At 37.5% G+C, this 11,173-nt stretch carries 4 protein-coding genes, 1 rRNA gene and 1 pseudogene; 5 read left to right on the top strand and 1 reads right to left on the bottom strand.

Annotated features, from left to right (window positions below):
• A 23S ribosomal RNA gene (locus M0P98_01185) occupies window positions 1–816 on the bottom strand; the annotation flags it as partial.
• 489 nt (window positions 817–1,305) lie between these two features.
• On the opposite strand from M0P98_01185, the pseudogene M0P98_01180 reads away from it, so the two are divergent.
• The 5 genes and pseudogenes from M0P98_01180 to M0P98_01160 all read left to right on the top strand — a co-directional run bounded on the left by M0P98_01180 (window position 1,306) and on the right by M0P98_01160 (window position 11,124).
• Window positions 1,306–1,392: pseudogene (locus M0P98_01180) on the top strand (prepilin-type N-terminal cleavage/methylation domain-containing protein).
• A 757-nt stretch (window positions 1,393–2,149) separates the two neighbouring features.
• Window positions 2,150–2,875, top strand: a complete 726-nt coding sequence (locus M0P98_01175) for a prepilin-type N-terminal cleavage/methylation domain-containing protein (GenBank protein MCK9265491.1) — start codon at window positions 2,150–2,152, stop codon at window positions 2,873–2,875.
• Between the two features lie 171 nt (window positions 2,876–3,046).
• Window positions 3,047–6,475 carry a right-handed parallel beta-helix repeat-containing protein gene (locus tag M0P98_01170; GenBank protein MCK9265490.1) on the top strand — a complete coding sequence of 1,143 codons (3,429 nt, stop codon included), beginning with the start codon at window positions 3,047–3,049 and terminating at the stop codon, window positions 6,473–6,475.
• Window positions 6,476–6,878: 403 nt separating this feature from the next.
• The gene (locus tag M0P98_01165; protein ID MCK9265489.1) at window positions 6,879–9,092 is read left to right on the top strand and encodes a tetratricopeptide repeat protein; all 2,214 of its coding nucleotides are present in this window, start codon (window positions 6,879–6,881) and stop codon (window positions 9,090–9,092) included.
• An 844-nt stretch (window positions 9,093–9,936) separates the two neighbouring features.
• Window positions 9,937–11,124, top strand: a complete 1,188-nt coding sequence (locus M0P98_01160; GenBank protein ID MCK9265488.1) for a DegT/DnrJ/EryC1/StrS family aminotransferase — start codon at window positions 9,937–9,939, stop codon at window positions 11,122–11,124.
• The last annotated feature ends 49 nt before the right edge of the window (window positions 11,125–11,173 follow it).

Below are 11,173 nucleotides of genomic sequence, written 5' to 3'. Positions count from 1 at the left end.
CTCCTTCGCTTTTTACAGCAAACTCACCCTGGTCATGGGTTGACCGCTCAGTTTCGGGTCTACTAATTGCAACTAATGGGCCCTATTCAGACCACTCGCTTTCGCTACGGCTTCCCTGCTTAACAGGTTAACCTTGCTACAATCAGTAACTCGTCGGCTCATTCTTCAATAGGCACGCCGTCATCCTATATAAATATAAGACTCCGACTGCTTGTTGGCACACAGTTTCAGGTTCTATTTCACTCCCCTCCCGGGGTTCTTTTCACCTTTCCCTCGCGGTACTCGTACACTATCGGTCAAAACCTTGTATTTAGCCTTGGGAGGTGGTCCTCCCAGATTCCTACGGAGCTTCTCGGTTCCTCCGTAGTACTTAGGTATCTGACACACAGGCACTTTTAAAATTTCACTTACGGGACTTTCACCCTCTATGGTTGGCATTCCCATACCATTCAATTATTTCAAAAGTTTTTAAACCTGCTGAAGGAGTAGGTTCCTCCATATCAGACCCTGCAACACCCAATAATGAACGCACCTACGCTATCACCATTATCAGGTTTAGGCTATTCCCCTTCCGCTCGCCGCTACTCAGGGAATCGATTATTCTTTCTTTTCCTCGGGGTACTTAGATGTTTCAGTTCCCCCAGTTCGCTTTTACCTTGCGGTAAATACCTGCCTATTAAAGCAGGTAGGTTGCCCCATTCGGAAATCTCCGGATTAAAGGTTGCTTGCACCTACCCGAAGCTTATCGCAGCTTGCCACGTCCTTCATCGCCATGTTTTGCCAAGACATCCACCGTATGCCGTAATTAGCTTAACCATAAATTCTTTTTTCAATGAACAAAAACTTGTAGCGTTTAGCCACAGTATATTATTATACTCATCTTTTTTTCTTTTGTCAATAGATGAACTAAATAATATATTTTTTACTTTCAATTTTTATTTTAATTCAGAACACAATTATATCTTATACCTTCTTTTTCTTAATATGTAAACACTTATTAAAAAATATCTTTTTCACTTTATAATTACATATCCGCTATTCTTATTACGTTTTGCCAAACTTTGCTATGCTTTATGCGCTCGCAAAGACAGAATGGGGGGGGGACTGCCCGCTATACTATCAAGAATTAGAAAAAATTTGACAAAATATAGTACAGAGGATAGAATAAACACAGGAGAAAATTTAACCTTGCAAGGTGTTATAAAGTTTTTATTAAAACCATTTGAATTATAACCCTTGCAACACATCCTTTGAAAAGCAAACTCCAAGCGAGAATTATAGGAATGACAAAAGGAGGTGAGAAAAATGAAAAAAGCAGAAGGTTTTACTCTCATCGAACTGTTGGTGGTTGTTGCTATTATAGCGATACTTGCGGCCATGCTTCTACCTGCTCTTGCAAGGGCAAGGGAACAAGCAAGAAGAGGCGTATGTCTTTCCAACCTAAAACAGTTAAGCACTGTTCTTTATATTTATGCTCAAGTTTGGGGTGGATGGTTTCCTTATCATGACCATGAAACTCCAGAATCTATACCCAACATATCACTTGCCTTACTTACAGGTCAACTCGATTCTGACGAGAATTTTGAATCTGTTAAATATATAACTGATTACAAACTTTTTATATGTCCAAGTTCAAGAGATACTGCCTCATCTGTTGGTTATCTCTGGGCTATGAGACAAGGGGCAGAGCAAGGGGGAGCTGTTCCTGGTGGCGCCCATAGTTACGCTCCTAAAGGCACATGTTCTTATGCATACGCCTTAAATTTAAATGTTCAGACCCACCCTGATACCGCTATTATGGCTGACAAAAAATGCTCTTATTCGGCTTCAGGTACAACAAATTCAGGGGATTGGTCTCGTAGTGGTCTACCAAGCAGACGTTTAACCGAGCACGATAACCACGGATGGTACGGAGTAAACGTTTTATATGTTGGCGGACATGTAAAATGGTCAGGCAGAGTACGGGTACCTATGGCAATAGCGCCTGGTAGGTACAAAGACGACTGTTTTTATGTGCCTTACGAGGCAGTTCCTAATTCAGGAAGAGGGCTTGGATATACAACTACCCTTAGAGATTTGCATTTTGAATACTAATTTAAGAGAAATATTATATATAACAAAGAAAGATGCTAAAGAGAGGTGGTAGAAAATGAGAAAAAACAGAGGTTTTACTCTAATAGAATTGTTGGTGGTTATCGCAATAATAGCGATACTTGCTGGTATGTTACTCCCAGCATTAAGTAAAGCCCGCGCCCGAGCAAAAAGTTCTGTCTGTATGAACAATATGAAACAGTTAGGGTTAGGATTTCGTATGTACACAGAAGACTGGGAAGGATGGTTCTGGAAACTTGGTTGGAAAACCGAAATATTTATTCCTACCTATTACAGTACTGATGTTATTGTATGTCCTGCTTTTCCACCTTACGAATACGACCCTGCTCTGCCCTATGCAACGTATGGGGTAAGATTTGCTGCTCCCTATTGGGTAGGGTTCCCCGGTAACACAAGCCCACATTGGAAGGTTGATAAGATAAAAAGTCCTGCTACTTTTCCCGTCTTAACAGATACTGTTCTTTCACCAGAAATAGATGTTACAAAATCCGCAAGCAAACCTTACATACGTAAACAGTATTCAGGGACTCAAGAGCAGTTCTTAGGAGCGTGGGGATACGATACAAGCCAGGATAGAGGATTGGCACATTTTAGACATAACAGGTTGGCAAACGTTCTCTTTTGGGATGGGCATGTGGCATCTGTAACTCCTGAAGGCTTACAAGACGCTTTTAAATCTGAAGGTGCTACTGGAGCAACACCAGCAAATGCTTGGTGGGTTGTAATGCACAACTTTGAACTTAAACAATTAATAGTTCCTTAAAATCTTTTTAGCGTCTTCTCTTAACATCCCCAATATTATGATAAATTTTTAAGTAGACACCACTTTATTTCTATATAGGGTAATCGTTGATACCCATACAAAAACTTTAAGATTGTTGGCGAGAAAATATATTAAATTTTACAGAACGCTCTGCGCTTACGGGGAGGTTTTATGAGACAAACAAAATTGTTTATATTGTTTTTATTTTTTACTTCAGCACATATTCTCAACCCTCAGCCGCAGACACAAACAACAGACGTTTATTCTTTGGTTGAACCTATATTAAAAAAAGCAGACACATACCTCAACTCCCGTGACTACAATTCAGCCAGAAAAGAGTACCTTAAAATCAAAGAATATAAAGATTTGGATTATGCTGCCCAACTTTCTTTATTTAATATAGCAGAAACCTACAGGTTAGAAAAGAAGTACTCTCTCGCACACCAGACCTATAACGAAATCCTAAAAACACCTAATCTATCTCTAAACTACCGAATATACTCCCTTTTTACACAGGCAAGTCTTTATCTTGAAGAGAATAATTACACTATAGCACGTAAGATATATTCAGATATAACAAAAACAAAAGATGTTTCGCAAAACCAGATATTTAAAGCAGAGATGTACACAGGAGATACTTATCGGTTCGAGAGAAAATATACTCAATCTCGCCGTATATACGAAAAGTTGTTAAAGCAAGAAGATAGTAGTTCTAACCCAAATGAAAACTATAGGTTAGAACTTGTTGATCGACTGGAGAATATAGAAGGATTAAAAGATGGAGAAGCAGAAAAGAGTATTAGAGAAAACCGAGTAGAACGGATAAATAGTCCAAAGTATCATATATATGTTTCCCTAAAAGGTAGCGATACCAATCAAGGTACAAAAGAATTTCCATTCCAAACAATTAAAAGAGCACAAGAAGAGATAAAATCTATAAAAAAGAATAAAGGTATACCTCAAAGCGGTATTGGAGTATATTTACGTGGAGGCAAATATTTTATAACCGAAGGGTTAAAGTTTAATCAAGAAGATTCAGGTGAGGAAGGGGCGCCAATCGTATATAGAAGTTACCCAGGTGAAGAGGTGCGAATCATCGGCGGTAAACAGGTTACCAACTTTAAACCTCTTAAAGACTCAAAAATAATAAGACGGCTCCCAAACGAATCAAAAACTAAGGTATGGGTATCAGACCTTAAAGAGGTGGGTATAAACAATTATGGAAACCTTATAAATAGAGGCCACTCCAGTTCTCCTTATACGAGGTCTGGAATGGAACTTTTTTATAATACCAGACCAATGTCTCTTTCCCGTTGGCCAGATGAAGGTTGGGAACGGGTATTAGACCTTATTGCTCCACAGGGTGATGGAAAGATACTCAGTTTTTTTTATCAGAAAGGACAATTTAAGTATTCAGGAGATAGACCTAAACGCTGGATTGAAGAGAAAGATATATGGGTAGCAGGATATTTTTTATGGCCCTGGGATAAGATTCATACTTCGGTAATAGATATAGATACAAACAACAAAATAATAAACCTTGCCCCTGATGTTAGGCAGGCAAAAAGTTATCCTGCTTACGATATACCTGTTGTTAAAGGTACTCCATACTATTTTTATAACATACTTTCTGAGATTTCCAAGCCAGAAGAATTTTATATAGATAGAGAAGACGGTAAACTATACTTCTATCCGCCTGCCAGAATTGAAGGAAGCGAAATTATTGTTTCTACTCTAAACGAACCAATAGTAGAGTTACAAAATGTTTCTGATATAATCTTTTTTAATTTAACATTTGAATGTACTTGGCACAACGGTTTAACTCTTAATAATTGCACAGACATCCTTATAGCTGGTTCTACTATAAGAAATACTGGAACTTTAGGTGCAGTGATAACTAAAGGTAAAAGAAACGGTATAGTTGGTTGTGATATATATGATACTGGTGAGGGCGGATTAAATATAACTGGTGGAAACAGAGAGAGTCTTTTACCATCAGAACACTATATAGAAAATAACCATATTCACCATTTCGGCAGATTTACTCATGCTGGTGGAAAATATGGCATTGGAATATCAGGCGTTGGAAGTAGAGCTTCACATAACCTTGTACACGATTTTTCTGGCTGTGCTATTAATTTTAGTGGAAATAATCAGGTGGTGGAATATAATGAGATATACAATGTTATGTATGAAGCCAGAGACGGGGGCGCTATATACTCTTCAGGTGCCCCAAGGTACCTTATGAATCGCGGTAATGTAATGAGATATAATTTTATACATAACATCACCGAACATTCATCACCTTTAAAAACACATCAAGTGACAGGCATCTATATAGATTCTCTCAATGGTGGTATGACAATGGAAGGAAATATTTTTTACCGTTGCACAGAGCGAGCAATGTTCACTCACGGACCAGATACTCAAATAAAAAACAATGTTTTTGCAGACTGCAACATAGGTATATCCCAATCCAATAGAACTTCTCTTCTTAGAGAAGATACAAACGTGAAAAGGTGGGCAGGGCATCTTAACACAGTTTTTTATCGTCAACCGCCTTGGAGTGGGCGGTACCCTCAGGTAAGAGATTTTTTGAAAAAGAAACCTTATGGAGAACCAAAAAACGTTATTATTCAAGAGAATATTTTCTCTAATGTATATGATATGTTAAGAATTGGAGGAAATTTTACTTACGCTGACAATAGCGTGAAAAACAATTTTGAAAAAGGTGCAGTTTTTTTTAAAGATAAAGATAACCTCAATTTTACTATAAGAGTTGGTTCACCTGTATACGGAGAAACAGAACATACTCCTGTTCCTTTTGAGGAGATAGGTTTGTATAAAGACGAGTTGAGAGCAACTTGGCCAGTAAAAAAATCCCCAGCAGGAAAATATTATAATCCAGACTGGAAACCGCCAGTAGAAGATATTTCTGCAAAATTTCCACCATTAAAAAGGATTAGTAGGGAAAAAGAATATAAAGTAACAAAACGTGTAAACCCTATAAAAATCGACGGTATTCTTAATAAGGAAGAGTGGTTTGGACTTGATAAAAAGAGAGCCATACCTGTTGTAGAAGAACATAAAAAAGGATTAAAGAGAGAACCTGTTGGTATTTACGTATGGGTAACTTATGATGAGGATAATATCTATTTAGGAATAGAGTATATGCCTGACCCGTGGAAAGAGGGGTTGCCTAAAAACAATCCTTATGTCTCTCACGAGTTTGGTATCGAAGGAGTAATGGGGCAAAACACGTGGTGGTGGCAAGAAGGTGTGCCAACAGGACCATTATATGTGTTTACAGGAAGACCAGATGGCACTTTTGTTGCACACAATCTTTTTAACATACCTGCAAATATAATAAGAAAACTCCAAGAGCAGGTAGAATATAAATCTATAGTTATTGATAAAGATACCAGCCATTGGACATCTGAGTGGAAACTCCCTATTTCTCTTTTAAATATCAACCTTAAAAATAATAATACAGTTAGGTTTAATATTGGTGGTTGTATGAGAGACGGATGGTTTGCATGGGTAGCAACAGGTGGTAATATCTGGCGAGTTGATACTGCAGGAGTATTCAAATTTCAATAACTGTTTGTTGTAATAAAAAAACAAAGTATGGGGTGTTATTCACTCCTCTTTACCCTCTACCCTTGAGAATTATAGGTATTGGAATCCCCAAGGGGTTGCAGAGAGGTTAATGGGATGAGGTTTATCCACCGAAGCCAACCTACGCTACAATACAAGCTTCGGCAGGTATACCTTGGCGTAGGTGGAGGTGCAGTTAACAGGCAAGGAAAAATACGAGGAATTGCCCTGCTTGTCATTCCGGACTTGATCCGGAATCTCGTTTTGTACGTTGTGCCTACTGCCGATGTGGGTTAGGTTAGAGATCCTTAAACAAGTTCAGAATGACAGATTGGGGCGTTCCTAAACACATACTTTTTTAACGAAAAGAAAAACAAACAAAACACAGAAAAACAAAGGAGGCGATATGAACAGAATAAAAGAGTTAATTTTGTTAACATTAATTTTAATTTTCCTAACAGTTGTTCCTCTTAAAGCTGAGTTGGTTAACCCTGGGTTTGAAGAAACTTATATAGTGCCAGAAACAGAAGGGTTTTACAAGGTTTTACAGGATGATGACTGGAAGTTTGATAAACCTCTTGTTCTTCCAAAAGGTTGGCGTCCTAACAGAGGGATAAAAATGCCAAATAGACAACACCGTCTGATTACCGATAGCAAACAGTCCCACAGTGGCAACAACTGCATATATCTTATAGGACATTTCGCTCAAGACGGTACACTTGGTGTTACCGCAGGTGATGAGATAGAGATAAGTCTTTATGTTAAAGACCCTAATAAAAAAACAGCTGGAGTTAACCTATACTATTATTCAATAGGTGAAAAAAACAAGAGATTATTTGCTGGTTCTGGGGCGTTTAACATAAAAACAGAAGAAGAGTGGACAAAACAGACAGGCACAATAAAGATACCTAACGAGAGTAGAGGTATGCGGGTAAATTTTGTAAAACTTGCTATTTATAGCAAAACAGGTGCTTACTTTGATGATATTTCATTGATACATAAAAGACCTACAAGTTGGTTAAATTTTCAGGACGCTTGGATAGAAGGTAACAAAAAATTTGAAGAGAAGAATTTTTCTGGAGCTCGGCAAGACTATTTAACAGGTTTAAAATTGACGGAAGAAAGACAAGAAAGGTTAGACACACTCTTAAAAATTGCCGAAACCTACCAAAACGAGGAAAAATTCACCCAAGAAATAGAGGTTCTTAACAGAATAATAGAAGCAGAAAACCCTGATATTGAAACGAAACTTAGTGTTATATTTAAAATTTCTGAAGGATATGTAAAATTAAAAGAGTATGATAAAGCAAGAGGTCAACTTAATAATATTTTGAAAATGGGAAAAGAAGCAAATCCTGTAAAGGTTGAGGCTCAACAGGAGATTTCTGATACTTGGATAAAGGAGAAAAATTATCCTAAAGCAATCTTATCTCTTGAAGAAATATTTAAAATGGAACAGGCAGGTAACCTTGTCAAAGTATCTACTCAATTTAAACTCGGTGATACTTACTTACTTGCAAAAGATAACAGAAAAGCAGAAGAATCTTATCTCAAAGTTTTATCGATGAGAGGACTTACTTTTGTTGATAAACTTGATGCCAATATTAAGGTAGGCAATATATATAGAAGCGAAAAGAATTACGAGAAAACGCGTGAATTTTATCATAAAGCTTTAAGTGTAGAGGATGTTAATAGATGGAGCAGGTCATCTCTGTTTAACAATATTGCAGATACCTATTTGGCAGAAAACAATTATGATAAAGCAAGAGAATATCTCCAGAAAATTACTAACGGAACTCTTGAATTTATTGGCTGGAACACAGTAAAACCTGCCTTCATAAAGATAGGCAACACTTATAGCAAAGAGGGTAACTATGAAAAAGAAAGACAAATGTATGACGAAATGTTTGACTGGGTAGAAAAAAATTATCCAAAAGTTAACAGATCTACCTCAGAAATCATTCTTGCTTACGCAGAACGGTGCAAACTTTTTGGAGATAGTTTTTGGAAGACAGGAGACAAGGTAAAAGCAGAAGAATACTATCTACTCTTTTTAGAAACAGGGAAAGGAAAACTCGACACAAAAATGTTAAAAGATGTAGAAAAGAAAATTGGAATAAATAGACCTGCTGAACATATAAGAAAAGGTGATTCTTTATTTTCAGAAGATGAATATGTTAAAGCAAAAAAAGAGTTCTTAAAAGTTTTTGAACTGGAAACTGCAACCCCTCGCCAAAAATCTATCACATACATAAAAATTGGGGATATATATATGATTGAAGACCAGTATAACAATGCAAGAAAAGAATATCAAAAAGCCTATGATGTTAAAGGGGTAGGCGTTGAAGAGAAAATATCTGCATTGTTTTTAATAGGAGATAGTTATGCAGTTGAACAGAATTACAAACAGGCAAAAGAACAGTATAATAAAATCTTGTCTATAAAAGAAGCAGTTGCTTCACATAAAATAAAAGCGCAAGAAAAAATTGCTGAAATGTTTAGAGGAGAATTGAATTATACAAAAGCAAAAGAAGAATATACAAAACTTTTATCAATGGAAGGGGTTACTTCTAGACAGAAACAGGAGTTTACACAAAGAATACGAACTATCTACCGTTAAATGAAAAGTTATTAGAAGAATGGAAATATTTTTTATTTATCTGCCGTCTTTTGTCATTGCGAGGAATGCTTATAATGACGTGGCAACCCTCGTATTTATCCTACACACTATTGTTTAGTCTCCCGTTGTCTTTTAGTCTGCTAATTGCTCCTCCACCTACGCTACAATACAAGCTTCGGCGGACAAGCCTCATCCCATTAACCTCTCTGCAAACCTTTGGGGATTTCCTATACCTATAATTCCCAAGGGTAAGGGCAAAGAGAGGTGCATTCCTTTTCCGCCTTCGGCTAGATTGCCACGTTACGAAACACTCACAAAGACGGAATGGGGGGCTGTTAACAAAAGGTTCAAGCCTTTTGTTCTACTACTCTGAGCCTGTTAAGCCCTTCGGAGACGCTCTTTGTGCAAAAGGGTAAGTTCTCAGAGTGCCCGATTGTTGTGTAGAAGGTGTATGCGCCGTAGTACCAGAGTGAGTAGACACCCCATACGTTTTTCTTTCATGCATTTATCCTTGCCTTGTCGCCGTTTTGTGGCGTTGCGAGGAGCATTTTATTCCATAGTTTTCAGAGGAATTGCGACGTGGCAATCCTCGTCTTTATCATTGTTCTTATTCCGTTAAAAAATATGTGTTTAGGAACGAATTACGAGGCGCTATTACAACTCAAGTAAGAATGGGTACTAAAAAATAAAAGAATTAAATTTGACAATTTATAGGAAAATATTGTAAAGTTTCTGTTATGTTTGTAACTTATGGTAGAGTGTAAAACTTATTAACCCGTATAATGTGAAAAAAACGCTAATAAACAAAATCTAATTCACATAATACAAAAAAAAGGGATGCAAAATGTACAGAATAGGAGATGAGGAGTTAAAAGAGTTAGAAAAAGTTATTACAAGCAGGAAACTTTTTAGAGTGGGGAATAAAGAGGCAGGACACCCGTTAGCAGTTGAAACATTTGAATCAGAATTATCAGAAAAAATTGGAACCAAGTACGCCTTATGCCTCTCTGGTGGAGGAACATCTGCCCTAATTTGTGCTCTTGTTGGGCTTGGAATAGGTCCTGGCGACGAGGTAATCGTCCCTGGATATACTTTTATGGCAAGTGCCTTAGCTGCTTTAGCAGTAGGAGCTATCCCTGTACCAGTAGAAATAGATGAGTCACTTATGCTTGACCCTTATGACTTTGAAAGAAAAATAACTCCAAATACAAAAGTCGTTATGCCTGTTCATATGGCAGGACTTGCCGCTGCTATGGAGAAAATCAACAAAATTGCTGAACAGAACAACATAAAAGTTGTTGAAGATGCTTGCCAAGCTGATGGAATAACTTACAGAGGCAAAAGAGTTGGTAATTGGGGTGATGCAGGTGCTTTCAGTTTTAATTATGCTAAGATTATAACATCTGGAGACGGAGGCGCTCTTGTAACAAACAGCAGAGAAGTTTATGAAAGAGCCCTTGTTTACCATGATGGTGGCGCTTTTATAAGACCGTACAAGAGAGACCTTCATATAGACGTTTTCATTGGGGTACAATTGAGAGCAAGCGAGATTATGGGCGCAGTGCTTAGGGCACAACTAAGACGACTTGACGGAATTCTTGAAGATATCGGGAAGGTAAGAGCAACAATTCTTTCTGCTCTTGAAAACAGACCAGGAATATCTTTTGCGAAATATAACGACCCAGAACGTAACCAAGGAACAGTGATTCCTTTTAGTTTTGATAGCGAAGAAAAAGCAAGAAAATTTGCAAAATCCGATGGTGTCAATGGCTGGCTTCCTATTGATACAGGTAGACACATTTACTCTAACTGGGAACCAATCTTTGCGAAACGAGTGGGTGGCCACCCTCTTAGAAATCCGTTCAACCATCCTGCAAATAAAGAATTGCGGACAGAGTATACCCACGATATGTGTCCAAAAACATTAGATATTTGCTCAAAGACGGTGTTTATATCACTTAGCCCAGATTGGACAGAAGAACAGGTTGAAAAAGTTGTGGATAGTTGTAAAAAAGCAGGAGCAAATCTATAAAAATTTGATTAATTCTTATTGTTACTACTCTCCTCAAACGAGGAGAGTA

This window comes from bacterium, assembly GCA_023230585.1.
Lineage (GTDB): Bacteria > Ratteibacteria > UBA8468 > B48-G9 > JAFGKM01 > JALNXB01.
This window is presented reverse-complemented; position numbering and strand designations above follow the sequence as displayed.

Coding starts and splice junctions, on each gene's coding strand:
- M0P98_01175 (MCK9265491.1), top strand. CDS start 2,150: ATGAGAAAAAACAGAGGTTTTACTCTAATAGAATTGTTGGTGGTTATC.
- M0P98_01170 (MCK9265490.1), top strand. CDS start 3,047: ATGAGACAAACAAAATTGTTTATATTGTTTTTATTTTTTACTTCAGCA.
- M0P98_01165 (MCK9265489.1), top strand. CDS start 6,879: ATGAACAGAATAAAAGAGTTAATTTTGTTAACATTAATTTTAATTTTC.
- M0P98_01160 (MCK9265488.1), top strand. CDS start 9,937: ATGTACAGAATAGGAGATGAGGAGTTAAAAGAGTTAGAAAAAGTTATT.